This window comes from Collinsella sp. CLA-ER-H11, from assembly GCF_040092445.1.
Taxonomy (GTDB): Bacteria; Actinomycetota; Coriobacteriia; order Coriobacteriales; family Coriobacteriaceae; genus Collinsella.
The window spans coordinates 119,730-144,328 of the sequence record NZ_JBBNLN010000002.1; the positions used below are offsets into that span (position 1 = coordinate 119,730).

Here is a 24,599-nt window from a genome sequence, read left to right on the forward strand (position 1 = left end):
CCTTTGCTGCGTTTAAGTCATATAGATAGTCAAGGTAGCATAGCCCAGCCCATAGGCGATTCCAACCAACACGAAATCCATCGAACGCGCGTTCGTTATCGGTATGGAACTGACGGCTTATCAAATGATAGAATTGCCGCCACAAATGTTTTTATTAAGGGGACTCACAGTGACCGAGAAAGAGAAGATGGAGCGCGGGGAGTGGCATGATGCCAACTTTGACGAGGAACTCTTGGCAAAACGGGCGAGGGCAGAGGCGCTCTGCTATGACTTCAATATGGGAAAACCCGGAAGCAGCGCGCAGCTTGACGCCCTAAAAACCTTGCTCGATACCGATCTTCCGGCGGGGCTGACGGTCCTTTCGCCTGCCTACTTTGACTACGGGGACAAGACAACCTTTGGCGACGGCTGCTTCGTGAACCATGGCTGCTACTTTATGGACGGTGGTTCTATTACCTTTGGTGACAACGTGTTTATTGGGCCGTTTTGCGGCTTCTATACCGCTTCGCATCCCCTTGGGGCAAAAGAGCGCAACTTGGGTCTCGAGAGGGCTCTGCCCATTGTTGTTGGCGATAACTGCTGGTTTGGCGCGAACGTGTCCGTACTCCAGGGGGTTACCATCGGCAGCGGCTGCGTTATCGCTGCGGGAAGTGTTGTGACGGAAGACCTTCCAGACAACGTGATGGCGGCAGGCGTTCCTGCGGTCGTCAAGAAGATCATCGAACAATAACGGAGCTATTAAACGATGGGGCACGCATGGTTCCGGCAAATCCGGTTATTGGCGTGCGCGTTGGCCATGCCGATAAGTCCCACTTACTCGGTTCCTTCCGACTCGGTTCTGCCCGAGTAAGATTGAAAAGCGAATCGAAATCGCTGTGCCGTATGGCGATGACGAACATGATTTCCATAATGACAGATATAGTTGACATTTTTTGATTGATGCAATATATTTCTGGCATGTTGCAACGGATATCTGTCCATTACCACGAAAGGAACTCCATGCCGGGCAAAAAGAACCTACGCATGAAGGCGGCGCGCGCGGCGGTTGGCCTTTCGCAAGCTGACTTGGCCGAGGCCGTGGGCGTTACGCGCCAGACCATCGGCCTGATCGAGGCGGGCGGCTACAACCCCACGCTCAATTTGTGCGTGGCAATCTGTAAAGCGCTACGCGTTACGTTGAACGACTTGTTTTGGGAAGACGAGAGCGACGTCGACCCTGACGCTCTTTAGGAGTTCGCTATGAAATTTGAAGATTTAAAACTCGTGCAAAAGTGGCGTGAATATGCCGGCCCAAAGGATGAGCGCCTGGAGGCCGAGAGCGCGAAGATCTACAAGATTGGTTTCGTGCTGCTTTCGTTTGGCATGTTGATGATCTTTTTCTACCAGTTTATAGCTCGACAGGTTGCGTGGGTTCACAGCGACGCCAGTGAAATGCCGCATGGCTTTGCAACGCCGTTCGAGGCAGCCATGTATTTGTGGCTCGTTCTCGTGATGTTGATTTGCGCAGGCCTGCAAACGCGGAAGGGCTATGTCGATACCAATCGTTTTGGGCAAACCGAGCATCTTCCTGTTGGATATTTCCTGCTTGTCAGCGGTCTTAGCGGCGCCGCGTTCGCGCTTGTTATTGCCGCAATGCGCTGTATCGCTGAGGCGCAGATCGTACCGCTCGAAAGCGTCTTTTGGTTGGCAAACTTGGCCACGGGCGTGTTCTGCGGTACGACGATTTTCGCGGCCACGTTTGCTGTCCTGTGCGCAACGTTTTTCACGGCAAAAAGACGCCGTGCCAAGCTCGAGGCAGAACTCGACTCCACGGACGATATCTAATGCGTAATGGGCCGGCTCTGGGTATCCAGAACCGGCCCATTTTGATGTTCGATGAGCCGAGTCGGCGTCTCTCGCAAAGGTAACTGAGAGCTAGTGAGGCTTATCAGAATTGACCTCATCGGCGGTGTCGTTTTCGAGCGCCGTGCGGCGGGCGCTGTAGGCGACAAGGCCGGCACCAGCTGCGGCGAGTGCTGCAGCGGCTGCCATGAGGGGAGCGTTGACATCGCTCGTGCCCGCAAGCACGCCCGCTTTTCCGGAACGCTTGTTATTGCCGTGATCCTTGCCGCTGCCAGAGCCACTGCCGCCACCGGAGCTGCTTCCGCCGGAGCCGCCTCCACTCGTGCCGCCATCGCCGTCGACCGTCATCGGGGCGTCGTGAAGCCCTGTCGTATCCGCGCTGTCACATACGCCGACCTGAACTTCTGAGCGTTCGCATGCCGCGTCGGGCACATGAAGCTCGTGCAGTACGGCACCCAGCGCCGAGTTTGCGCCCGGTCGAATTTCCTCGAGCGTTACGGGATCGAGCGCCACCAGATTACGCGCCTTCGCATATAGCGTTACGCGTTTGCCCACCTCGTCGCTCCAGCTCTCGGGGATGGCGAAGCTCATGCGGAACTGTGCCGTGCGACCCGGTGCCAGCACGGCGTTGCCGCTGCCGGCTACCAGCGGGTGCGTTGCAAAACGTGCACCCAGCGTCTCGAGCGCGTACTTCACGTGTGCCATGTCGTTGGCCGAAGCATCCTCGGCAAGCTCCGGATCGTAGATCGATGCCATGCGTGCGTTCGCTCCGAACCCGATGGATGCGCTGGAGAACGGCTGGCTGGAGCCCTCTCGGTATAGATCGATCGTGCCGGCGGTCAGCAAGGTGTTGCCGTCGTTTCGCACCGTGACCATGAAGGATTCGCCTGCCGCTCCGGGCACCACCGCGCCCGAGGTAGCGACCGCGCCCGTCGGAGTGGCACACGCCACCAAGGGCACTTCGATGCCGTGCAGCTCTGCCTCGCTCTTCTCTGCGCTCACAATGTGCGTGGCGAGCGCGGAGAGCATGCCTCCCGACGTCAAAAATGTCGTTATCTGATCGACAGGGTGGTCCAGCTCGCACATCACGAACGGCTCCGTGAACAGATCGCCTGCCAAAGTGCTGGCGAAGATGCGGAAGTGCTTGCCCATCACTGCTACCGGGTTGCCTTCTTCGTCGTAGGTTTGTCCCACCTTGCCATCGGTGTTCTCTACATAGAGCACGCACCTGCCGTTGTTGCTTACGCTAAACGATGCCGGGCCACAGCCCGCGGCGCCCACGGGCTGCGTTGCAAATGCCGATGCGCCTCGTGCCCAAGTAATATGCTGCAGCTGCTCGTTGACGGTAGCCAAAAAGCCCGTGTGTTGCGGCCACGGCACCGCGTGGGGTACTGCCGCATCTGGCGACATAACGCCCCAGCCCGCAATGGACTGGCCGATCACGGCGTACGATGCGCAGCCGCAACCGTCTGCAGTCTCGTATGCAACGGGCACCACCATTTTGCCGTTGATATTCTCGGGCGTGCCCAGCTCGATGCTCGACGGTGCCTGCGGAAAGCGGAGGACCTGACGGAACGTGAGACTGTCGCCCGAAACGTCCGACCACAGGGTAAAGCACTCCAGCGCAACCTCGGCCTCGCTGCCGAGTGCCTTTTCTGCGGTGGCTCCGCGGCGGTGGAGGTAGGCGCCCGACAGGCGCCCGTCGACTAGCGTCTTGCCCACCGTGATGCGTGGGCACTGCAGGCAATGGTAGCCATCCTCCTGAAGGCGGCCGCGCGAGATGCTGCGCCATGACGTATGCGATATCACGCGAACTCCGTCGTTGCTTATGCGCAGGCGCACAACGGACAGTATGCCGGATGTGCTCGCCGTATCGAAAAGGGTGTTGTCACCGGCGGGGCGCTCGCCCGAGACCAGCAGCACGTAGGCGTCCTGGTTTCTCCTCCCGTCTGTATATTCCACCACGTCGAAGTCGTAATCGAATATGCCGTTGCGCTCCACGTCGCCCTCGCCAAACCCAAGGGGAAAGTCCACAGGCGTGGGAGCGGACCACGTGCCGTTCGTCTTTGTATGCACCACCAGGCGCGAGCGACCATTCTCGCCGTAGCGCACCGAGGCGATACGGAATAGGCACTCCACGCCGGCAATCATCGTTAGCTTCATGTGGGCTTCGCTGAGCACGCCGGAAAACAGTACGTTGTCGCTCGAGGGTTTTATGCCGCCGCGCTCGTCCTCCGACACGCCGGCAGAATTGGCGTTCGGGTCGGCAACGGTGTTCGTCGCCTGGCCGATATAGGTGTACTCGTACATCGGCGCGGCGTTTTCGTCGCTTTCCATCAGTGAGTGGACGAAATGTTCGACCTGTCCCGTGTCTTCGCTTTCTGCATCTGCCTCGAGTTCAATGCGCGTGACCGCTTGATCCCAATCGCGCACGACAGGCGCGACGTTTACGGCAGTGGCCTTAACCTCGGCGCGTGCGAGCAGCTCGGCGTTGGTGACGATGGTGGCCGATGCGATAAATTGCGGCACGCCGCCCGCCTCAATGTTGCCGACCGAGCCGAAGCAGGCATCCAGCGTATAAGGCGTATCTCCACCCAATGCGAGCTCAGAGCGCTGGAGCACATACTGGTCGCCATTGTTCACCGACATATTCCACGAATCGATGAGTGTGGGCCACGACCCCGACCAAGCCTTGGTGGTCCACTTGAACATCACGAACTGGAGTATCACATCGACATCGACGTCTGCACCTACGCGCAGTCGCGGAAGCTGGTGTCCATCTGCCTTCTCGTACCCAATGAACAGCGTGAGGGATGCGGCGCCGCGCACGGCAGACGAAGCGACGCCTGCAACGCCGGCGCCAAAGGTGACGGCGAGCCCGATTTGGATGGTGAACGAGCCCGACGTGTTTGAATAGTCGAGCGAAATGTTTTTAAAAAACGCCGCGCCGCTGCCGTGCGTGTGGGCACCCACGGCGAGCGCCAGCTTCGCCAGCACCCAGGGGTTGACGTTTAGGAAAAACGGCACTGGTCCTAGGGTAAACTGCTCGGTCCAATTGAGGTCGGTTCTTACCTGGAAGAGGGCCTTAATATTGCCGTATGCGGGGTCGTTGTTGTTACCCCAGGTTTTGCCCACCCAATCGTAGGCGAGCGAGCCGTACAGCTGTGTGGCGATATCCATCGTGAACAGCGGCGTGCAACGGTGGCGAAGGAGCTTGGTGTTTCTTGGATCGGTGCCCGAACCGGCACTCATACTTTTGTACTGATTCCACTTCCCCTCCATCTCGTCGAGGTAGCGGTTTGCCTGCTTGGCGCCCGACTCGCGCGGCGATTTCTTCCAGTATTCCGGATCAGGGTTGCCCGAATCGTTCATATAGCTGGCTGGTTTGTATCCTCCGCCAAACAGCACGTATCCAGCAAACGAGAAATCGAAGAGGATCGGAAATGTGGGCATCCAACACGTGAACTTATTGCCGCCGATGCCGGGAAACGCCGCGGGGAAATCAAACGGAGTGATCTCTTGGTCCATGGTGGTGGGGACGATAGTGGTCGATCCCGATTCTGCCTTTGCGGCCGGCGCGGTGACAACGGCCATGGGGGAGGAGAGTGTATAGGTTTTGCCCTGATAGTCGAGCACAAAGCGCAGCTTGCATCCTTCCTCCAGAAGGTTTGACGCTGCATCGAGGAACTTGTCTTCGAGCGTGAACGTCGCCAGATTATTCGCACCCGATGCACTGGCCTTGATCTGGCCGATCTGTGTGACGGTTTCGGGTGAGCTGCCCGCGGCAGGCGTCACTTTGTTGATGCGCAGCGTTGCCTGTCCGCCCTGTGGCAGATGTGCCTGCACGGTAAAAGTATGCGTGTCGGGTTGGTCGTTTGCTGCTTCGTCCGCTGGCATTGCCATAAACGTGGCGTCGGCGTACTGGATGTCCCATTCGTCGAATGTGAGCTGGCGAAAGTACGGATCGCTGTCGGAAAGCGGACGCGTGGGCGCGGTTATGGCGGTGCCGCCCTGGATACGCGCAAGGGGAATCTCGACATCACGGTAGCCCGCCATGCTAATGGAGATGCCGCCGTTAAAGTCGTACGCGTCGAGAAGCGTTGCCTCGTCCACGTAGCCTTCTGAAAGAGGGGCGACCTCAAAGATGGCCGTGCCTTCGTCATCGGTCGTGGCGGTGAGCTGCTTGCCTGCGGCATAGCGCGATATGAGCGTGACCTGGGCACCCGTGATGGGCGTATTCTTGTTGGCGACGTCGACCACGACCACACCAAACATGGTGCGCGAGAGCACCAAGACCTTGAAGGGATCATCTTCGTCGGCGTATGCCTCGGCGGGGGCGAACGGCAATATGAAGGCGTTTGCGCTTCCCGGCACGCGCGGCAACATAATGCTCGCCAGCGAGGACGCTCCGGCAACAAGTAACGAACGGCGATCAAGCATCTTTGGCTCCCATCCCGCAGGTATCGGTGGAAATAATCCAATTTTGCGAGAAGGCATCCTGTCACGGTAGTGCCGTCCGAGGGCCAAAATGTCCAATTTGAGCGAGCGAAGCGCCGGGGCTCCGGGGCGCACGTGCCGCGCTAGGCAGTCTGGCCGCTAACGCAGCATATGAGCGACCAGTTCGGTGCGCGTGCCGATGCCAAGCTTTGCATACACACTGGATAGGCGGTTTTTGACAGTGCCCGGCGATACTCCCATATGACGAGCGATTTCGGCGTTGGTCCATCCGCGGCAGGCGAGCATGGCCATGGTGAACTCTGTGGTCGTCAGGTCGTCAGCCACGTCCTCGCCCGAATCGGGGTTGTGGATGCGCCGCCAGCCGTAGCTGAATCGGTACGTGATCTCGATGATGCGCGCGAAGTCGTCAGGGTATTGCGTTTTTAGGCACGCCTCGATGAGCCCCTGTAAAAGGCCGTGATGCTCGCCAATGAGCTCGATAAGGCCGTCGGGACGCGCAATGTTCCAAGCGGTTCCGAAGTGCGTTTTTGCGGCGTCGATGTCCTTGAGGCTCATGCATGCCATGGAAGCTGCCAGGTGAAGGAACAGTTCCGAGATCGGATAGCTCCCCTGTTTCATGATCAGGGCGTTTTCCGCCATGCCCAGACTGCGGCCGTATTCGCCGTGCAGATACAAGGCGTGCGCCATCACGTAGCTGGCGAACAGGCGCAGGCCTTCGGGCAGATGCGCTGCAAGTGGATAAAACTCTTCGGCGGAATGCGGGGAAGGCAAGTGCAGCAGGACGCTCGCGGCCGAGGCGAACAGGATATGCGTGGCGTGGATGGCGGGCGATTCCTCGTCGGCCGGCGTATCGAGGATGCCAGCAAGGCACCGGCGGGCGTCGGCGATACGGTTGAGCGACAGGCTGGCGTATCCGCAGATAAAGCATGCGGAATAGCGCAGTGCGGGATCGGTGGCGTCAAGATAGGGGCGCGCCGTCTTGGCAGCGAGGGTGGCCTGCCCGCGAAAGTACAGCGCTTCTGCCGTAGCAATGGCGCGCGAATCGGGGTCGGAAATGCCTGCAACCGCAGCGTCAATCTGCCCCGGCACAAAGGCGGTGCACATCAACGGCATGGGAACGCATGGGTAGCCATCGCAGTCCATCTTCCATCTCCCAACGGCTGGCAACAATAGCAGCAATTGTACTCCTGTTGCTCGGGACTGGAATTTGTGGGTATCGCCGACGATTATGCCGAACGTATAAAGGAAGACTAGCGGCTCTCTTGAACCCGAGGTCGAAGGGGGCGTTGTACAAGGCATATGGGGCCGAGTGGAAGTGGATCAAAAGAGCGTTACTTGACGTTTCATGCATAATGCCAACCGCCCCGCGACATCACGTTCGCAGCGCGCAGGGGCCGGAGAATCTTCGCGATGAGAGTTGACGTCTAATACCTTGCATCGTATAGTGTGTATAGCATAGTATATGACGAGAGGAGGTGTGCGGATGGAGGCCCAGATGAAGCGCGGCTTCCTGGAGGCCTGCGTGCTCGCGGCCGTCTCCGGCGAGGAGTCCTACGGCTACCAGATCGTGAAGGACGTGCCGGCGAGCATGGGGCTCACGGAGTCGACGCTCTACCCGCTGCTCAAGCGCCTGGAGAAGGCCGGGTGCATCACGGCGCGCTCTGCCGAGCACAACGGGCGGCTGCGCCGGTACTACCGCATCACGGACGATGGGCGTGCGCGCATCGAGGAGTTCCTGGCCGAGTGGCCGTCCGTACGGGAGATTTACGCATACGTTGAGGGGGCGCACCATGACGCGCGATGAGTTTCTGGGCCGGTTGGGCGAGCTGCTTGCCTGCCTACCGGCCGAGCAGGTGGAGGAGACCAAGGCGTTCTATGCGGAGGCCATCGCCGACCGCATGGAGGACGGTATGAGCGAGGAGGAGGCCGTGGCCGCCATGGGCGCCCCCGGCGAGGTTGCCGAGGCCACGCTCGACGACCTGCCCGCCGTGCCGCGCGCGATCGCGAGGACGTGCCGGCGCAGCACCGCGCTGCTGTGGGTGCTGACCATCGTGGGCTCCCCGGTGTGGGTGCCGCTGCTCGCCGCCTTCGCCGCCGTGGCCGTCACGGTCTATATCTGCATCTGGGTGCTGGCGCTCTGCGTGTGGATCGTCGCGGCGGCACTCGGGGGCGTGGGCGTAGTTGAGCTCCTGCTTGCCGTAAGCGGCGTCACCATCGGCCACTTCCCGTACGCCCTCGCCTCGGCGGGCGTGGGGCTCGGCCTCGTCGGCGTGGCGCTCTTCGTTGGTGCTGGCGCTTGGGCCGCCTCAAAACAAATTGCGCGCCTCTCGGCGCTCTGGGCGAGGAAGGCCGCCTCGCCCTTCTGGAAGGGTAAGGGCGAGAAGGGCGGCGCTGCCGCGCATCTCGCGGCGTAGAAAGGAGTGAGTACCATGACCAGCGCGAAGAAGATCTACCTCGCCGTGGCGGGCGGGCTCGTTGCCGCGGGTGTTGTCCTCGCGGGCATTGGCTTTATCGCTTCGGGTTTCGACCCGGCCGTGTTCACAACCCAAATCGACACGCGCGACAGCACCATCGTGCTCGGCGGCGTCGAGGTGGACGACCCGACGGGCCTCCCCCTCATCGAGCAGCTCGCCGGAATCGGCGAGGTCGACACCTCCGGCATCACCGCGTCCGAGTCCCCTGCTGCCCCGGAGGCGCCCACCGCTCCCTAAGCATAGCGTGCCCGGACGCCCCGTCCGTCGGGCTGTGCAAGCCTGTGGAACCCGGACCTCAACCCCAACCCAACCGGCCTCGAGCCTGCGTCGATTCGCTCCCCGTCCCGCGCGGGGCCCATGACGCATACCCAAAATCCATCCGAGGAGAAAGGAACGCAATGACGACAGCCATGCCCCTCCGCCTTCACGGGGTCACGAAGGCGTACCGCGGGATGACCGTCCTTGGCCCCATCGACCTCGCCCTCGAGGCGGGGCGCGTCTACGGGCTCATCGGCGAAAACGGCGCCGGGAAGTCAACGCTCATCTGTATCGTCACTGGCACCGCCAGCCCCAGCTCGGGCTCGGTTGAGCTGTTCGGCGAGCGCGGCGGGCGCGGGCTTGCCGCCGCCCGGAGGCGTATGGGCTACATGCCCGACGCGAGCTCGGCCTACCCGGGGCTCTCTGCGCGGGAGAATGGATTTGCAACGGTTGCTTAAACATTTTTTACAGGGACAGCCCTGCGTTCCTGAACTCAACTGGGCTCATGTAGACCAGTGTCGAAGGGGCAGTCGCCCCAGTCCGCGTACCAGACCTGTGTGCCGCCGAGGGAATACTTCCTCCAGTAGGGCCAGTGCGGGACGTCCATCCTCTCTTCCTTTCGGGGCGTCAGGCGCCGGGCCCAAGGCCGCACCTGCGCCCCAGCTCCGCCACGAGGGCGTCGTTGTCTCTGACCGAGACGATGGCGTCGCCGTCGTAGGGCGCCTCGATGTAGACGCGGTCGAGCGAGTTGGCCGTCCCCGCCCAGAGCGTCCTGGTGCGCCGGACGCCCCGCACGTGGGCGTAGGGTATCACCGAACGCGTCCCAGCGTACACGACGACGAGGCGGTCGCCGTAGAGCTCGAGGCGATTGCTGCGGACGGGAAGGGCAGCCAGGGCCACGAGGGCCGGGATGGGCAGCAGCGCGAGCCAGCCCCATAGGAGCGCGGGACTCGAGCTCAGGAAACACGCGATACACGCCGCGGATAAACCGCCCGCCACAATCACCATGGCCGCTATGAACCACGGGTCTGTCCTGCCGGGGAACACCCGCTCCGGCCGCTCGCCCTTCTCACCCATTACGGCCCTTCCGTCTCTTGCACCCCTCCCGGAACTGTCCGCATCAGTATAGCCAATGCTTTTTCTGATTTGTTGAGAAGCCGGCATTTGGGGGCATTTTGGATAGCGAACAGTTCAAACAAGAAGCTGGGAAATAGAACAAAGCCTGAGTGCCTTGAGAGTCGCCGAGCGCAATGCAGTGATTCCCCTCATGAACGGCGACTTTACCCAATGGGATCTATATCTGGCATCCTCCTCTGAGTATGCGATGAGACTGATAGACGGATTCATCTCCATGCTCGAGTCGAGGACTCTTGTTTGCGTCGCCCAGCTTCTCCGCGCACAGGTTGGAGTCTGCCTGCGGACATTCGCGTTATTCGCCGCCGAAGACCAGGATGACTTTATCCCAAAAGGTTGCCAAGTACCATGGCGTGAGCGTTGGGGTAGCCATCATTCAGCGTGGATACATCCGGATGCGCATAGATCCAGACGATTCCAACGTTCTCGTATTTCCCGTGCAGGTAATCGAAGAGGGCAAGCGACACCATACAGTTGCCGCCGACGGTCACGACTCTGTCGGGGTTTTCTGCCGTAAGCTTCCTCTGCGCATTCTGAATCCCCGCCAAGACTTCGTCCTCGGCATAGATGCGAACTGCCTCCCATTTCTCATGTCCAAGTTTTGGGACGCGTTTCACAATGCCGAGTGGGACCCCTGGACAGTCGGATCACGTGGTGGCCCCCTTTGAGAGGGTCACGAGCATCACGGTCCCGTTCTCGGAACTTGCTTCGACCTCTACAGCGCCACCGTGAAGCGCTGCAATCTCCCAAACGAGTGCTAGTCCGAGTCCTGCGCCGCCGTATGCCCTGCTGCGGGATTTGTCTAGACGAAAGAACGGCTGGAAGATGCTCTCTCGGTACTGCTTGGGTATTCCCGGGCCCTCATCTTTGACTCGCAGGAGCACGTGGCTGTCGCTGTCGCTGATGGAGACGTTGACAGTCGAGTCGGGGCGGCTGTAACGGATGGCGTTTTCGACCAGATTAAACACCAGCCGATAGAGGAGCGTATCACTTCCGATTGTCAAAGCGTCTCCGGCGCAATCGAGGGCTATGCCCTTATTCTCGGCAAGTGGCGCAAGGTCGGTGAGGACCTCTTCGGACAGGGGACCGAGTTCAACAGCGTCCCCGCAAGGGACGCTGCGGAGCTCACTCATCTCAAGCAATACCTTGGTCATTCGAGACATGCGCTCGGTTTGTTCTTGTAGCAGGCCGAGCAGCTCGGCTGTTTCGGGTTGCAAACCGGAGTGCTCGGAGATGAATAGTTCAATCTGTGCTTGCATAAGGGCGAGCGGGGTTCGCAGCTCGTGTGCGGCGTTGCCGGTAAATTGATGCTGTGCAGAGAACCCTTCGCCAAGACGGGCGATCATGTCGTTGAAAGAGGCGCTGCATCGTTGTAGCTCGGTGGGCACATCTTCACTGAGTCTGATTTCGCTTAGGTTGTCAGGCTGCACACGCTCAACCTGGGCTGCAAAAGCCCGTAGCGGTTTGAGTGCACGGCCGCTCACAAAGTATGCCAGCACGCCGCCAAGGAGTGTGACTCCAGCCGTGATGCGCCAGGCTGTCGTGCCAAAAGACTCCTGTGCGTCGTTTACGACGATCGTGACCTCGTCATCGAGGGTCGCTTTCGTTGGGTCGAACGCCTGGGGCGAATCTTCGCCGGTTGCGTTAAAGGCCGAGATGTCACTGCCGATGGCATCCATGTAGCGCATGCCCGTATAGCCGACCAGACAGTTCGTCAGCACGCATGCCGCACACGTGAGCAGTGCCGTCATAATCGTTATGCGCCATTGCAGCGAAAGCCTTTTCATTCGCTATCCTCCATAACGTAGCCCTCTCCAATCCGATTGCGAATCGGGTCGTATCCCAAAGCGCTGCGCAACTTTTTTCGGAGCGACGAGATATGAACGCGGGTTGCGTTGCTAAAGCTGTTCACGCTGCTATCCCAAACGTGCTCGATAAGCTCCTCTTGGCTTACCGGTCGCCTCTGATTAAGCATCAGGTATTCCAAGATTCCCGTTTCCTTGCGTGTAAGAGATAGAGCCTCACTGTCCACGGAAGCGATGCGCGCCTTGGTGTCAAAGCTGAGCTTTCCGCAGGTTAATACTATGTCGCTTTGTGCGAAGCGCCTGAGGGTAAGGCTGCGGATCCTTGCCGCAAGTTCGTCCAGATGAAACGGCTTGGTGAGGTAATCGTTGGCGCCGGCATCGAGTCCGTCGACCTTATCGGATACTTCGCCACGCGCGGACAGAATCAGCACCTTGGTCTCGCAGTCGGTTTTCCTAAGTTCCCTGAGCACGGTCATGCCATCGATACGGGGAAGGTTGAGGTCGAGTACCACGAGGTCGAAGGACTCAACGTCCAGTAGGTCGAGCGCCTCCTGTCCATCGTGACAGCAGTCGACGCTGTACGCCAAGTTTCGCAAACTGCGCGCGATTGCGTCACACAGCGCCCGCTCGTCCTCGACGATCAAAATACGCATAACAGTCTCCTTGCACATTCCAAATCGCGCTTAACACGGATTTTATAGTCGATATGGTCCAATGGTCGCGTAACGAAAGGAGTGGTCGTGTTGTTCAAAGCGGTAAAACCCGTGGTACAGGTCGCTTTGTTGATCGTCGGAATTGCCATGGTGTGCTTTGGCGTTATGCGTGGCGAGGCGGATGCCGTGCTGGCCAAAGCGATTAGGCTGTGCTTGGAGTGTATCGGAATTGGATAAAAGAGAAAACACTGCGTCGCATGTTTTGGCCCGATTTCGCGGATTCATTCAGGCGGCGGCGACGCTGGTCACCAATATTCACCTGCCAAACTTTGCCAAAGGCGGCATCTATCAGGGCGCGGGAAAAACAGTCTGCGTGCCTGGACTTAATTGCTATTCGTGCCCCGCGGCATCGGGTGCGTGCCCCATCGGGTCGTTCCAGTCGGTGGTGGGTTCATCCAAGTTCAACTTTTCTTACTACGTCACCGGTACGCTCATTTTGCTCGGCGTGCTGCTGGGACGCTTTGTATGCGGCTTTCTGTGCCCGTTTGGCTGGCTGCAGGAGCTGCTTCACAAGATTCCCGGCAAAAAGTTCTCCACGAAAAAGCTCAAGCCGCTCACGTACATCAAGTACGTCGTGCTGCTGTTTGCCGTGGTGCTGCTGCCTGTCTTGGTGGTTAACGACGTGGGCATGGGCGACCCGTTCTTTTGTAAGTACATCTGTCCGCAGGGTGTGCTCGAGGGCGCCATTCCGCTGGCCATTGCCAATGCCGGCATTCGATCTGCGTTGGGACATCTCTTTACTTGGAAACTTGTCGTTCTCATTGCCGTGGCAGTGCTGAGCGTTTTGTTCTATCGCCCCTTCTGCAAATGGATTTGCCCGCTCGGCGCATTTTATGCGCTCATGAATAAGGTATCCCTACTGGGGATTCGGGTCGATGCATGCAAATGCGTCTCGTGCGGCAAGTGCTCAAAGGTTTGTCAGATGGACGTTGATGTGGTCCGCGCGCCCAATCATGCCGAATGTATCCGGTGCGGAAAGTGCATCGGGGCCTGTCCTGTCGATGCCATCAGCTATCGCTATGGCCTGGATGTGTCGGCGGAAAAGCTTCCCTTGACCGCCGATAAAAAGTAAACAAGCTTCGACAAAACGGAGGAATGACTATGAAGCTTTCTAAGATTGCGGCCCTGTTTATGGTGCCGGTATTGGCCTTGTGCCTTGTGGCATGTTCGGCGCCCGGTGGCAATGTGAGCGAATCTGCGAGCTCCGATCCTAAGATCGCAGAACTCACTGCGCAGAAGCCGGCCAATGCCGACGAGGCCGCCGAGCTGTATGCGAAGCTCATGCAGAAGGAGAACGAGATCTTTTCGAGTGATAACGCGCTGTGGGAAAAGGTATTCAATGCGGCAAATAAAGACTCGACAATGATTGAGGACGGCAGCAATTACGGCGATTTTCTGCTCAAGACCATCGACGGTGCCAAGGATGAGTTTACGGCGGATGAGCTTAAGACACTCAAGGCCGGTGCACAGCAGATCAAGGAGATCGAGGACAAGCTCGAGAGCTTGGAGAAGGAGTTCCCCGGCTGTGGAAGCACGCCGAGCGCAGGCGAGAGCGTCGACGCTTCGGCCGCTGGCATGACGGCCGGTGCCAATGCTTCGAGCGAGGCGACGAAGTTCCCCAGCTTTACGGGCAAGGACCTGGATGGCAACGACGTGAACAGCGACGAGCTGTTCTCTAAGAACAAGGTCACCGTCATGAACTTCTGGTTCACTACTTGCAAGCCGTGCGTGGGCGAGCTGGGCGACCTTGAGGACCTGAATAAGGAGCTTGCCAAGAAGGGCGGACAGGTCGTGGGCGTCAATTCCTTTACGCTCGATGGCAACAAGGGCGAGATTGCAGATGCCAAGGACGTGCTGAGCAAGAAGGGCGTGACATATAAGAACATCTGGTTCAAGTCGGATAGCGAGGCCGGTAAGTTTACGTCAAATCTGTTCTCGTTCCCGACAACGTATGTCATCGATCAGAATGGCAACATCGTAGGGGATCCAATCGTGGGAGCTATCAGCTCCGCCGAGCAGCGCGCAGCACTCAACAAACTTATCGACCAGGCGATTGCGAATAGCGAGCAGTAGGAAACGCGTAAAGCATAGCGAGGATCGTGTGTCGCTGTGCGAAGTAGTCCGCTACCTTTCAAGATAAACTCCACCATATAGAGGTCCCGCTCGGGACCTCTTCTTTTGGGCACCGTCCAGCTCGTTTTTGATGCGGTTCCCTACATTCCTCACTGGCTCCGGCAAAAAATGGGGATAGAGTAGGACAAACGCGTCGAATACGAACGGCGGGGGAGAGCGGGCAAGTGCGCCCGCGTGGGAGAGGTTGCCGTCCATGTTGGAGCTCAAAGGTATTTGCAAAAGGTACGTTACGCAGTCGTTTACGCAGGTGGCGCTCGACAGCGTGAGCCTGGCTTTTCGCGATAACGAGTTCGTGGCCATTCTGGGACCTTCGGGCTCGGGTAAAACCACGATGCTCAACGTTATCGGCGGACTCGACCACTTTGACTCGGGCGACCTGTTGATCGACGGTATTTCGACCAAGGACTTTCACGATCGCGATTGGGATGCCTATCGCAACAACCGCATCGGCTTTGTGTTCCAAAGCTATAACCTCATTCCGCATCAGACCATTTTGGAAAACGTGGAGCTGGCGCTCACGCTCACGGGCGTGGGGCATGCCGAGCGCCGCCAGCGTGCGCGCGAGGCGTTGGAGAAAGTCGGCCTGGGCGAGCACGTGAACAAGCGCCCGAGCCAGCTTTCGGGCGGGCAGATGCAGCGTGTGGCCATCGCCCGCGCCCTGATCAACGACCCCGAGATCGTGCTGGCAGACGAGCCGACCGGCGCCTTGGACTCTACGACGTCCGTGCAGGTCATGGACTTGCTCAAGGATGTTGCACGCGACCGCCTGGTCATCATGGTCACGCACAATCCCGAGCTTGCGTACCAGTACGCCACGCGTATCGTCAACCTGGCGGACGGTAAGATTACCGACGATTCCGATCCTTTCGATGTCGCCGACGCCACGCGCCGCGAGGCCAAGCCTACGCGCAAAACCTCGATGAGCTTTGTGACGGCGCTGGGGCTTTCTGCCCGAAACCTTATGACCAAAAAGGGTCGTACGGCCATGACGGCCTTTGCGGGGTCGATTGGCATTATCGGCATTGCGGCGATCCTGGCGCTCTCCAATGGCGTGAACAATTACATCAAAAAGGTCGAGGAGGATACGCTCTCGAGTTACCCGCTTACGATCTCCAAGCAGGACTACGACCTGTCGTCCATGATGGGCGGGCAGGGGGCTACGGATGATGGCTCGTCTGAAAACGTGGATTCGTCCGACGACGGTACCGACGGCAAGGCTCAGGGAACCGATAAGATTCCTGTGGTCACGGCCGTAAAGAATATGTTTGCGAGTGTTAAGTCCAACGACATGACGAGCTTTAAGGCATGGCTCGATGCCGGTGGCGACGGCATCGATAAAGAGGTCAACGCCATTCAGTACGGCTACGGTGTATCGCCGGTTGTCTATCGTGCCGGCAAGGGCGATGAGAAGCCCGTCCGGCTGGTGCCCAACGCCATGACCGAGGCCATGAGCGGAGGCGCGAGCTCGGCGGCAACGGTGAGCATGGAATCCATGGGAACCTCGGTCTTTAACGAGATGATTGACGACCAGAGCCTGCTCGACAGCCAGTACGATGTCGTCGCCGGTCATTGGCCCACGTCTGCCGACGAAGCCGTAATGGTGCTTTCGAGCCGCGGTACGGTGGGCGACTATACGCTCTACAGCATCGGTGCGCTGGATATCGATGAGCTCAACGATCTGGTAAACAGCGCTATGACGGCTGACGGTGGGGTCGAAACGCCCGAGACCGGCACCGACTTTACCTACGACGATGCGCTGTCCACCACGTTTAAGGTGCTGTCGCCGGCCGATGCCTATCGCAAAAACGAAGAGACCGGCATGTGGACTGACATGTCTGACGATGCCGACTTTATGGCCGCCAAGGTTGCCGACGGTATCGACGTGCGCATTGTGGGCGTGGTGCGACCTAACGAGACGGCCAACGCGAGCGCATTGACCCCGGGCATTGCCTACACGCATGCACTAACTCGTCAGCTTATGGAACACGCCGCAAATTCGCAGATTGTGCAGGAGCAGCTTGCTCACCCCGAGACGGATGTCTTTACGGGCAAAACCTTCGACGAACTGCAAGGCGAGGCCAAACAAGGCGTGGATCTGAGCAGCATGTTCAGCGTGGACGAGGCGGCGCTCAAGAGCGCGTTCTCGTTTGATGCGTCTGCACTCTCGGGTGCGGCCGGCGGTATGGACCTTTCTGGTATCGACTTATCCGGGTTGGACATTGACCTCTCGGACGTTGGCAAGGACATCGACTTCAGCGACATCATGGCAAAAGCGCCAACCCCAGATTTCTCGGGTATCTTTGACGGTCTGGAACTCACGCCCGAGCAAATGCAGCAGGTGGGAACGCTGGCCAACCAACTGTTTGAGGGCTTTTTGCGGTCTGATCAGTTTAGGGCGCTGTCGCCCGAAGACCTTAAGGACGCGTCAAAGCTCTCTGTCGCATTCTCGACGTATCTTGAGAATGATGACACAGCCCAGCAAATCCTGGCCCAGCTCAAAGCGCTCGGCGGCGATGCCCTGGCCGAGCGTCTGCAGCAGGCGATGAGCGACTATGTGCAAAAGCAGCTGGCTCCGTATCTGCAGCAGGCTATGGATCAGGTGATGAAGGCAATCAGCGAGCAGATAGCGTCGACGGTATCATCCCAGCTCAAGGCGGGCGCGGCAGGGCTTATGGACCAGGTGGCGACGCAGATGTCTTCGAGTTTTGCCAACCTAGCGAGCGCTATGCGTGTGGATGCGAGCGCCTTTGCCCGCGCCATCCATTTCAACATGGACGCCGAGGACCTGAGTTCGCTCATGATGAGTTACGCCAAGGCGTCACAGCTCACCTACGACAACAATCTGACCACGTTGGGCTATGCGGACGAGGCAGATCCCATCTCGGTTAAGATTTTCCCGCGCGACTTTGAGGCCAAGGAGCGCGTACTCGATCACATCGATGCGTACAACAAACAGGTCAAAGCCGCCGGCCACGATGATCGGGCAATTTCGTATACCGACTACATGGGCATCATCATGGGTTCGGTGACCGACATTGTGAATACCATCAGCTTGGTGCTCATCGCATTCGTGAGTATCAGCCTGGTGGTGAGCTCCATCATGATCGGCATCATCACCTACATCAGCGTGCTGGAGCGCAAAAAGGAGATTGGCATCCTGCGTGCGATCGGCGCGTCGAAGCGTAACGTGGCCAACGTATTCAATGCCGAGACCTTTATCGAGGGCCTCATTGCCGGCGTCTTTGCTGTTGTCGTCGTGGTGGCCGTGAGCTTTCCGGTTAATGCCTGGGCGCTTACTGCCAAACAGGTACCCAATCTGATGAGCCTGCCCGTGCAGGATGCGCTAGTGCTCATTGCAATTTCGGTGCTGCTGACGGTTGTCGCTGGCCTGCTGCCGGCCCGTAGCGCGTCCAGGAAGGATCCCGTGGAGGCCCTGCGCTCCGAATAATGTGACAAAGGGGCAGTCCCTTTGTCACATTGAGACCCTTGCGAAAACGGGGTCTAATTACCGTTCGGCAGGTTAAGAACTCCCTCTCCCCGCTTAATGCTTGACGAAGAGTCCTCTGGTTTATATACCTATCGGTAGGCATATAGGATGTATTGCCGATAGAAATGGAGCAACCATGACTCTCACCACACCAGCCAAAAAAGATTGTCTCCGTGAAAGCGGCGCATTTGCTTGGGTCGTCGTTATTGCGCTCGGCTTAATGTCCGCCGGAACAACTGGCACATATAGCATTATTGCCGGCTCATTCGTTGCTCCAGTATGTGAAGATCTGGGCTTTGACTACACTTCTTTTTCTTTCTATTTCACCGCGATTCTTCTTGGCCTTGCGCTTGGGCTTCCGCTTTTGAGTCGCTTCATTCCAAAAGTAATCGGCAAACCATGGCATATTTGCATTGAACTCGTCCTTATTGCCGCCGGCGCCGCAATGGCGTTCTACACCGAGGTCTGGATGTTCACCGTCTCCGCCGCAGTGATCGGCATCTGCTTTTCGTTTACAACGGGCGTCTGCATGTCCGATGTCATTGACCAATGGTTCAGCAAATCGTCCGGTCTCGCCATCGGCCTCGCTTGGGGCGTTAATTCTCTCTGCACGCTGTTATTGAGTCCTGTCATTACACTGGTCATCGAGCAGCAAGGCTGGCGTACGGGATACATCGTGCTTGCGGCCGTTTCTGCAGCTATGATTTTGCCTGCAAGCGCATTTATCATTCGCCTTAACCCCTCTGATCGCAATATGCTTCCGTACGGAGAGACCGCCTCCGAAACCCATGAGAGCTGCAGCGCCGATGAGCAGGAAGATGTCCTTTCGGGCATGGCACTCCGCGATGCCGCGAAAACGCCGTCTTTTATTCTCTGTGTCCTCTTGCTTTGCGTGGCGCAGCTCACCTGCTGCATGAACCAGCTGTTTCCAACCTATGCAAGCGAGGTCGGTTTCAATCCTATCGTAGGAAGCTTAATGGTCTCGGCAGCTTCACTCTCCGATATCTTCCTAAATCCCTTCGTGGGCAAAACATGCGACAAGCTTGGCGCTATTAAAGCAACGGTCGCATGGACAGGTGTCAGCATTCTTTCATTCCTGCTTCTTATCATTGGCGGAAGCAATGAGACCGTTTCCATCATTGCAGCTGGTGTAAACGATGTCATGTTCGCCATCGTTGGAACCGCAATGCCGATGCTTCTCCTCTCGCTCTTTGGATCACGCGATTTTGGAAGGATCTATTCGATCGTTTGCTCAGCGGGCTATGTCGTCGGTGCTTTTGGAATGCCGGTCATGATGAAGGTTTACGGCATGGCAGGGTCATTCCAGGGAGTATTTATCTTCTGCATTGCCTGCAACCTTATGATTGCTGCGTTTGCTATCGTTTCCGGCTTTCTCAATAAGGCTGCTGAAAAGTAATAAGCGCCGATTTGCATCGGCATAGATTGCCATGCAACAGGGGTCGACTCCAAGCCAGACTGGAGTCGACCCCTGTTTTCGTTTTAAAGGTTGCCCGCAGGCACCATGGGTGCCAACATGCGCTTCAGCTTGGCTGGTTTATTTGAACATAAGCTCGACTATTCCCGCCCAAACCGCTTTCTCATCAATATCCTCACCTTGAGCGACCGTATTGCTTGCTCCCTCCAGAACGGTATAAAGAATTTGTACGTAGAGCATTACGTCGGCGCTATCGGAAAACGCGCCAATCTCTACACCATGAAGAAGGATGTCTTTAAGCGCATCCATGGTTCGTTTGGTCGCCGTCGCTTGACGTTCCTGAACTGCAGGAATTCGATTTGCTTGAACGCTAACCTCGGCCAGCACGCGCCGGCGCTTTTCATCGCTTCGATAGCCACCTATAACTGAATTGCCGAGCTCGATAAGCGCGGCCTTGAACCCGTCCCTATCGACTATTAGCGAGTAGTCGCGCTGATAGTCAATGGTCGGAAACATGCTGTCCAAGAGCGTAGTGAAAATCTCCTCTTTTGAGGGAAAGTAGTAGTACACCGACGGCTTGGATATACCGACAAAGTCGCAAATCTTTCCGATAGACGCTTTGTCATAACCGACTTCTGCCACAAGATCGTACATTGCGTCCAATATTTTTTTTCTTGTGCTCACGCTGCATTTCTCCATTGCAAATCACTTCCGCACTACCAACATTATTAAGGATGGCAACGGGACATCAATTCGTGTCCAAACATGACCACTATATACGGCGAACGGTATGTATCAGTAGGCGAGCGGCAATTATTCAAAATTATCTACCGAACGGTAGGTATAGTAGTACTATAGCAGGTGAAACCCCGCTATTGTCGCGGCCGGACAGCATTGCGGGAAACCCGACGGAAGGACCAACCATGTACGAGAACTATCGTATGCCGGGCGAGTTCGAGAAGCGCTCCAACGTCTATGTGACATGGCTTCCCGATTACATCCGTGCAGAGGGCTACGATAACCGCCAGCCCTGCGTTGACGTGATCAAGGCTCTGCTCGAGTATGGCGACGTTACGGTCAACCTCAATTGCGGCACCCCCGGCTCCTATGAGGAGGCTTGCTCGCGCCTGAAGGAGGAGGGGGTTGATCTCGATCGCATCGAGATCACGCAGTTCGAAGACTCCAACTTCTATGTCCGCGACAACGGTCCCAGCATCATGGTCGACGACAAGGGCCATTCTTATATGGTCAACCCCGCTTGGACCTATTACGGCGTGTGGGACAAGAACTCCCCGGAGTGCCAGTCCGCACGTAAGGCAGCCGTTCACATGGCGGTTGCGCTCGGTTGCTTCGATATCGTCAATTCCGAAATGGTTTCGGAGGGCGGCGACCGCGAGTTTGACGGTCACGGCACTCTGATCGCCATCGAGGACACGGAATGCCGCAAGCGTAATCCCGAGTTCACGAAAGAGGAAGTAGAGGCCGAGTATAAGCGCATCTACAACCTCAACAAGGTTATCTGGCTTCCGCAGCCTATGCTCGAGGACGACGACTATCGACTGGGCATCCTCGACGAGAAGGAAGACGGAACTCCCGTCTTTGGCATGAGCTTTGCAGCTCACATTGATGAGATGTGTCGCTTTATCACTCCGAACAAGATTCTTCTTGCCGAGGTGTCCGATGAAGAGGCAGCCTCGAGCAAGGCTGGAGCAGAGTCTCGTCGCCGCATTGAGGCAGCCTACGAGATCCTGAGCAACGAAACGGACTGGGAGGGCAAGCCCTTCGAGATCGTTCGTATGCCCACCGCCGAGCCTATTGAAGTCGTTATCGCCCCTGGCGATGAAGATTACGAGCTCTATAAGGGCTTCATCGACGAAATGGGCGGCAAGTTTATGGATGGCACCCCCTGGCCCGAGGGCCCCGTCCACTTCTACGCCGCAGCGAGCTACTGCAACTTCCTGATTTGCAACGGCGTCGTTCTTGGCCAGCGTTATTACCACGAGGGCATGAGCGAGGTCGTGAAAGAGAAGGATGAGCAGGCCAAGGCAGTTCTTGAGAGCTGCTTCCCCGATCGCAAAGTCATCATGATTGATTCCCTCGCGCTTAACCTGTCCGGCGGCGGCGTGCACTGCTGGACTAAGGACGTGGCGGCCAGTCGTTAGTGAGCCTTAGAGCCTGCGCTCTTTGGCTTAGGCGCCACATGTACCGCTCCCCGAGGGATATCCGTGTTTTCCTCGGGGACACATTCAACAATAATTTTGATAATAATTCGAAAGGAAATAGGCATGAACAACAGCCTCCGCGGTCGCGACTACATCAACATCCATGATCTCTCCTCCGAGGATTTCCGCTATCTCATCAATCTTGCCTGGAACCTTAAGGCTCAGAAGAAGTCTGGTGTCGACCAGCGCTACTTCCCCGGCAAAAACGTCCTCGCCAACTTTGAGTGGGGCTCGACCCGTACTCGTTGCGCATTCGAGACCTCCTGCAATGATTTGGGCATGGGCTTCACTTATCTGACCAACTCCCACATGGGTGACTGCGAGACCGTCAAGGATGCCATGCGCGTCTTTAACGGCATGTACGATCTCATCGTCTACCGCGCACAGAAGGACGAGCAGTTCCTCTATGACGTCGCCGACCTGGTTGACATCCCGGTCATCAATGCCCTTACTCTCGGCGATCACCCGACTCAGATGCTCGCTGACGCTCTTACGATGGAAGAGCAATGGGGCGGTCTGCGTACGAGCCGCGGCAAGAAGATGGCTTTCGTTGGCAACTGCGCCGGCGCCCCAGTGTGGTATGGCCGTCTGTGCGCTATGCTCGACATGGACTTCCTCGCCATCGGCCCCGACGACCTCCGTCATCAGATGTGCAAGGAAATGATCGAAGAGGTGGAGGCCTGCTACGCCAAGTACGCTCCCAATAGGACCTTTACCATCACCTCTGACCTCGATGCCCTGGATGGCGTTGACGTTATCGTTACCGAGGAGTGGCGCTACATCAACCCCGAGTGCGGAGAAGAGGTTCTGGATCCCGACGACTACAACTCCTGGTTGGGCGATGCCGAGTCTCTGTACCCCTATCGCGTCACCAGCGAGCTGTGCAAGCGCACCAACAATCCCGACATCTTCTGCATGCATGAGCTTCCCTCTGTCCACAACGCGGATCACCGTGTTGGCAAGATGCTCCTCGACCAGTGCAAGAACGACCTTCATCGCGAGATCATCACAGAGGGTTTCGAGATTGCCGACGAGTGCTTTGAGGCCAACGCTTCGGTCATCTTCCGTGAGGCAGAGAACCGTCAGCACACCATCAAGGCCGTTATGTGTGCCCTTCTGGGTCTCTAGGAGCTGCGTCAATGGAAAATGCAAAGTTAAAGAGCAGCAAGGTTTACGCATGGGTTCTCGTAATCGCGCTCGGCCTTATGTCTGCCGGCACGACCGGATCCTATAGCGTCATCGCGGGCTCCTTCGTCGCGCCCGTGTGCGAGGAGTTCGGGTTTGACTATTCCATCTTCTCGTATTACTTCACCGCAACGCTCATTGGTCTTGCGGCAGCCCTTCCGTTTGTCGGAAAACTCATTCCCAAGGTCGTTGGCAAGGTTTGGCTCCCCGTTGTCGAGCTTATTTTGCTCGCTGCCGGCGCAGGCATGGCCTTCTACACCGAAGTCTGGATGTTCATCGCCGCTGGCGCCCTGATTGGCGTTTGCTTCGCCTTCACCACCGGCGTCGCTATGTCCGACGTTATTGACCAGTGGTTCAAAAAATCTGGTGGCCTGGCAATCGGTCTCGCTTGGGCAGTGAACTCGATTTACATGCTCATCATGAGTCCCGTCATCACCTCTGTCATCGAGGCCGCTGGCTGGAGAACTGGTTATCTGGTGCTCGCCGGTGTTTCCGCAGTGCTCATTCTCCCAGCTTCCATTCTGATCATCCGCTACAAGCCTCAGGACAAGGGCATGCTGCCCTATGGCTACGTCGAGGGCGAGACGGTCACCGAGACCGAGGAGACGACCGAGGATAGCACGCGTGGCGTTAGCTATGCGCGCGCCATTAAGTCGCCTGCCTTCTTCTTCTGCATCGGCTTCCTCTGTCTCGTTCAGCTCACTTGCTGCATGAACCAGCTCTTCCCGACGTATGCTTCCGAGGTTGGTTTTAGCCCCATGGTGGGCGGCTTCATGGTATCCGCTGCATCGCTCTTCGATCTGTTCCTCAATCCGATCGTCGGCACCACTTGCGATAGGTTCGGCAGCACGAAGGCCATTCTGGGCTGGCTCGCTGTCTCCATCCTCTCCTTTGTCATGCTCATGATGAGCAGCGGCAACTCGACGCTCAGCATCCTCGCAGCAGGCGTGAACGACGTAATGTACGTCATCGCTGGCACTGCCCTGACCGTTTTGGTTATGGATGTCTTTGGCTCCCGCGATTTCGGTCGCATCTTCGCGCTGATCTGCTCCGTGGGCTATATCGTCGGCGCCTTTGGCATGCCCGTTATGATGAAGGTCTATGAGCTTGTCGGCTCCTTCCAGGGCGTCTTCATCTTCTGCATCGCATGCAACGTTATTATCGGCCTGTTCTTGCTGCTGGCAAAAAAGACTGGTAAGAACCTCTCCTGGGACGAATAGTTCGATTCGTCTTAGACATACGCTGTAGGGCTTAACCTGCAGCCGCTTTGGGGCATCGACTAACATCGGTGCCCTTTTTCATCGAATGTGACAAAGGAGCAGCCACTTTGTCACATTGAGTGGCATGTAAATCGAGGTCTAATACTTTTCCGAGAAGTGAACGAGTCAAAATGGACCCCCGAAGCGTCGACACTTTTGAGATGCAATTTCCTGCGGTTTTGCCAGTCAAATCC

Annotated in this window: 22 protein-coding genes; 15 read left to right on the forward strand and 7 right to left on the reverse strand. The window is 57.7% G+C overall.

What is annotated here, in order from left to right; all coding sequences use genetic code 11:
• The first annotated feature begins 103 nt into the window (after positions 1-103).
• The 3 genes from AAAX35_RS02095 (at position 104) to AAAX35_RS02105 (ending at position 1,824) form a co-directional block, all read left to right on the forward strand.
• Positions 104-730: a sugar O-acetyltransferase gene (locus AAAX35_RS02095; protein WP_349116582.1), complete on the forward strand. Its 627-nt coding sequence runs from the start codon at positions 104-106 to the stop codon at positions 728-730.
• Between the two features lie 269 nt (positions 731-999).
• Complete coding sequence (locus tag AAAX35_RS02100) at positions 1,000-1,230, forward strand: helix-turn-helix transcriptional regulator (protein WP_055286736.1); 231 nt, start codon at positions 1,000-1,002, stop codon at positions 1,228-1,230.
• Positions 1,231-1,239: 9 nt separating this feature from the next.
• Entirely contained in the window at positions 1,240-1,824 is a 585-nt protein-coding gene (locus tag AAAX35_RS02105) for a hypothetical protein (RefSeq protein ID WP_349116583.1), read from the forward strand.
• Positions 1,825-1,914: 90 nt separating this feature from the next.
• Here AAAX35_RS02105 and AAAX35_RS02110 read toward each other — a convergent pair whose 3' ends face one another.
• Positions 1,915-6,282 (reverse strand): hypothetical protein, encoded by a 4,368-nt coding sequence (locus AAAX35_RS02110; protein ID WP_349116584.1) that lies wholly within the window; start codon positions 6,280-6,282, stop codon positions 1,915-1,917.
• A 156-nt stretch (positions 6,283-6,438) separates the two neighbouring features.
• Positions 6,439-7,443 (reverse strand): LuxR C-terminal-related transcriptional regulator, encoded by a 1,005-nt coding sequence (locus tag AAAX35_RS02115; protein ID WP_349116585.1) that lies wholly within the window; start codon positions 7,441-7,443, stop codon positions 6,439-6,441.
• 340 nt (positions 7,444-7,783) lie between these two features.
• Here AAAX35_RS02115 and AAAX35_RS02120 point away from each other — a divergent pair, with 340 nt between their 5' ends.
• From AAAX35_RS02120 to AAAX35_RS02135, 4 genes are all read left to right on the forward strand, one after another.
• Positions 7,784-8,104 carry a PadR family transcriptional regulator gene (locus tag AAAX35_RS02120; RefSeq protein WP_006234594.1) on the forward strand — a complete coding sequence of 107 codons (321 nt, stop codon included), beginning with the start codon at positions 7,784-7,786 and terminating at the stop codon, positions 8,102-8,104.
• Complete coding sequence (locus AAAX35_RS02125) at positions 8,076-8,714, forward strand: DUF1700 domain-containing protein (RefSeq protein ID WP_349116586.1); 639 nt, start codon at positions 8,076-8,078, stop codon at positions 8,712-8,714. The genes AAAX35_RS02120 and AAAX35_RS02125 overlap by 29 nt, the downstream gene beginning before the upstream one ends.
• Before the next feature lie 15 nt (positions 8,715-8,729).
• On the forward strand, positions 8,730-9,011 hold the full coding sequence (locus AAAX35_RS02130; RefSeq protein ID WP_161155314.1) for a hypothetical protein: 282 nt from the start codon (positions 8,730-8,732) through the stop codon (positions 9,009-9,011).
• 215 nt (positions 9,012-9,226) lie between these two features.
• Positions 9,227-9,490: an ATP-binding cassette domain-containing protein gene (locus AAAX35_RS02135; RefSeq protein ID WP_349116587.1), complete on the forward strand. Its 264-nt coding sequence runs from the start codon at positions 9,227-9,229 to the stop codon at positions 9,488-9,490.
• Between the two features lie 169 nt (positions 9,491-9,659).
• Here AAAX35_RS02135 and AAAX35_RS02140 read toward each other — a convergent pair whose 3' ends face one another.
• The 4 genes from AAAX35_RS02140 to AAAX35_RS02155 form a co-directional block, all read right to left on the reverse strand.
• Positions 9,660-10,109, reverse strand: a complete 450-nt coding sequence (locus AAAX35_RS02140) for a PH domain-containing protein (RefSeq protein ID WP_161155268.1) — start codon at positions 10,107-10,109, stop codon at positions 9,660-9,662.
• 380 nt (positions 10,110-10,489) lie between these two features.
• A complete protein-coding gene (locus AAAX35_RS02145; protein ID WP_349116588.1) occupies positions 10,490-10,783 on the reverse strand; it encodes an arginase family protein in 294 nt (97 codons plus the stop codon).
• A gap of 30 nt (positions 10,784-10,813) precedes the next feature.
• Entirely contained in the window at positions 10,814-11,953 is a 1,140-nt protein-coding gene (locus tag AAAX35_RS02150; RefSeq protein WP_349116589.1) for an ATP-binding protein, read from the reverse strand.
• Positions 11,950-12,624, reverse strand: coding sequence for a response regulator transcription factor (locus AAAX35_RS02155; protein ID WP_349116590.1), 675 nt, complete (start codon positions 12,622-12,624; stop codon positions 11,950-11,952). Before AAAX35_RS02155 ends, AAAX35_RS02150 begins: the two co-directional genes overlap by 4 nt.
• Positions 12,625-12,714: 90 nt before the next feature.
• Here AAAX35_RS02155 and AAAX35_RS02160 point away from each other — a divergent pair, with 90 nt between their 5' ends.
• The 5 genes from AAAX35_RS02160 (at position 12,715) to AAAX35_RS02180 (ending at position 19,721) form a co-directional block, all read left to right on the forward strand.
• Complete coding sequence (locus AAAX35_RS02160) at positions 12,715-12,861, forward strand: CD1871A family CXXC motif-containing protein (protein ID WP_040219972.1); 147 nt, start codon at positions 12,715-12,717, stop codon at positions 12,859-12,861.
• Positions 12,854-13,756 (forward strand): 4Fe-4S binding protein, encoded by a 903-nt coding sequence (locus AAAX35_RS02165; RefSeq protein ID WP_349116591.1) that lies wholly within the window; start codon positions 12,854-12,856, stop codon positions 13,754-13,756. The genes AAAX35_RS02160 and AAAX35_RS02165 overlap by 8 nt, the downstream gene beginning before the upstream one ends.
• Positions 13,757-13,785: 29 nt before the next feature.
• Positions 13,786-14,757 carry a TlpA disulfide reductase family protein gene (locus AAAX35_RS02170; protein WP_349116592.1) on the forward strand — a complete coding sequence of 324 codons (972 nt, stop codon included), beginning with the start codon at positions 13,786-13,788 and terminating at the stop codon, positions 14,755-14,757.
• Positions 14,758-15,010: 253 nt separating this feature from the next.
• Positions 15,011-18,265, forward strand: a complete 3,255-nt coding sequence (locus tag AAAX35_RS02175; protein WP_349116593.1) for an ATP-binding cassette domain-containing protein — start codon at positions 15,011-15,013, stop codon at positions 18,263-18,265.
• Positions 18,266-18,440: 175 nt separating this feature from the next.
• Positions 18,441-19,721, forward strand: a complete 1,281-nt coding sequence (locus tag AAAX35_RS02180; RefSeq protein WP_117840391.1) for an MFS transporter — start codon at positions 18,441-18,443, stop codon at positions 19,719-19,721.
• A 138-nt stretch (positions 19,722-19,859) separates the two neighbouring features.
• Here the strand turns inward: AAAX35_RS02180 and AAAX35_RS02185 are convergent, their stop codons facing one another.
• Positions 19,860-20,438 (reverse strand): TetR/AcrR family transcriptional regulator, encoded by a 579-nt coding sequence (locus AAAX35_RS02185; protein WP_006234577.1) that lies wholly within the window; start codon positions 20,436-20,438, stop codon positions 19,860-19,862.
• Between the two features lie 224 nt (positions 20,439-20,662).
• Here AAAX35_RS02185 and AAAX35_RS02190 point away from each other — a divergent pair, with 224 nt between their 5' ends.
• The 3 genes from AAAX35_RS02190 to AAAX35_RS02200 all read left to right on the forward strand — a co-directional run bounded on the left by AAAX35_RS02190 (position 20,663) and on the right by AAAX35_RS02200 (position 24,366).
• Positions 20,663-21,901: an agmatine deiminase family protein gene (locus AAAX35_RS02190; protein WP_148346582.1), complete on the forward strand. Its 1,239-nt coding sequence runs from the start codon at positions 20,663-20,665 to the stop codon at positions 21,899-21,901.
• 123 nt (positions 21,902-22,024) lie between these two features.
• Positions 22,025-23,089 carry an ornithine carbamoyltransferase gene (locus AAAX35_RS02195; RefSeq protein ID WP_349116594.1) on the forward strand — a complete coding sequence of 355 codons (1,065 nt, stop codon included), beginning with the start codon at positions 22,025-22,027 and terminating at the stop codon, positions 23,087-23,089.
• Positions 23,090-23,100: 11 nt separating this feature from the next.
• A complete protein-coding gene (locus tag AAAX35_RS02200) occupies positions 23,101-24,366 on the forward strand; it encodes an MFS transporter (RefSeq protein ID WP_022094931.1) in 1,266 nt (421 codons plus the stop codon).
• Positions 24,367-24,599: the final 233 nt, after the last annotated feature.

What these genes read in the sequence shown, in the direction of transcription:
- AAAX35_RS02095 (WP_349116582.1), top strand. Translation starts at nt 104, where the DNA reads ATGGAACTGACGGCTTATCAAATGATAGAATTGCCGCCACAAATGTTT.
- AAAX35_RS02100 (WP_055286736.1), top strand. Translation starts at nt 1,000, where the DNA reads ATGCCGGGCAAAAAGAACCTACGCATGAAGGCGGCGCGCGCGGCGGTT.
- AAAX35_RS02105 (WP_349116583.1), top strand. Translation starts at nt 1,240, where the DNA reads ATGAAATTTGAAGATTTAAAACTCGTGCAAAAGTGGCGTGAATATGCC.
- AAAX35_RS02110 (WP_349116584.1), bottom strand. Translation starts at nt 6,282, where the DNA reads ATGCTTGATCGCCGTTCGTTACTTGTTGCCGGAGCGTCCTCGCTGGCG.
- AAAX35_RS02115 (WP_349116585.1), bottom strand. Translation starts at nt 7,443, where the DNA reads ATGGACTGCGATGGCTACCCATGCGTTCCCATGCCGTTGATGTGCACC.
- AAAX35_RS02120 (WP_006234594.1), top strand. Translation starts at nt 7,784, where the DNA reads ATGGAGGCCCAGATGAAGCGCGGCTTCCTGGAGGCCTGCGTGCTCGCG.
- AAAX35_RS02130 (WP_161155314.1), top strand. Translation starts at nt 8,730, where the DNA reads ATGACCAGCGCGAAGAAGATCTACCTCGCCGTGGCGGGCGGGCTCGTT.
- AAAX35_RS02135 (WP_349116587.1), top strand. Translation starts at nt 9,227, where the DNA reads ATGACCGTCCTTGGCCCCATCGACCTCGCCCTCGAGGCGGGGCGCGTC.
- AAAX35_RS02140 (WP_161155268.1), bottom strand. Translation starts at nt 10,109, where the DNA reads ATGGGTGAGAAGGGCGAGCGGCCGGAGCGGGTGTTCCCCGGCAGGACA.
- AAAX35_RS02150 (WP_349116589.1), bottom strand. Translation starts at nt 11,953, where the DNA reads ATGAAAAGGCTTTCGCTGCAATGGCGCATAACGATTATGACGGCACTG.
- AAAX35_RS02155 (WP_349116590.1), bottom strand. Translation starts at nt 12,624, where the DNA reads ATGCGTATTTTGATCGTCGAGGACGAGCGGGCGCTGTGTGACGCAATC.
- AAAX35_RS02170 (WP_349116592.1), top strand. Translation starts at nt 13,786, where the DNA reads ATGAAGCTTTCTAAGATTGCGGCCCTGTTTATGGTGCCGGTATTGGCC.
- AAAX35_RS02175 (WP_349116593.1), top strand. Translation starts at nt 15,011, where the DNA reads ATGTTGGAGCTCAAAGGTATTTGCAAAAGGTACGTTACGCAGTCGTTT.
- AAAX35_RS02180 (WP_117840391.1), top strand. Translation starts at nt 18,441, where the DNA reads ATGACTCTCACCACACCAGCCAAAAAAGATTGTCTCCGTGAAAGCGGC.
- AAAX35_RS02185 (WP_006234577.1), bottom strand. Translation starts at nt 20,438, where the DNA reads ATGGAGAAATGCAGCGTGAGCACAAGAAAAAAAATATTGGACGCAATG.
- AAAX35_RS02190 (WP_148346582.1), top strand. Translation starts at nt 20,663, where the DNA reads ATGTACGAGAACTATCGTATGCCGGGCGAGTTCGAGAAGCGCTCCAAC.
- AAAX35_RS02195 (WP_349116594.1), top strand. Translation starts at nt 22,025, where the DNA reads ATGAACAACAGCCTCCGCGGTCGCGACTACATCAACATCCATGATCTC.
- AAAX35_RS02200 (WP_022094931.1), top strand. Translation starts at nt 23,101, where the DNA reads ATGGAAAATGCAAAGTTAAAGAGCAGCAAGGTTTACGCATGGGTTCTC.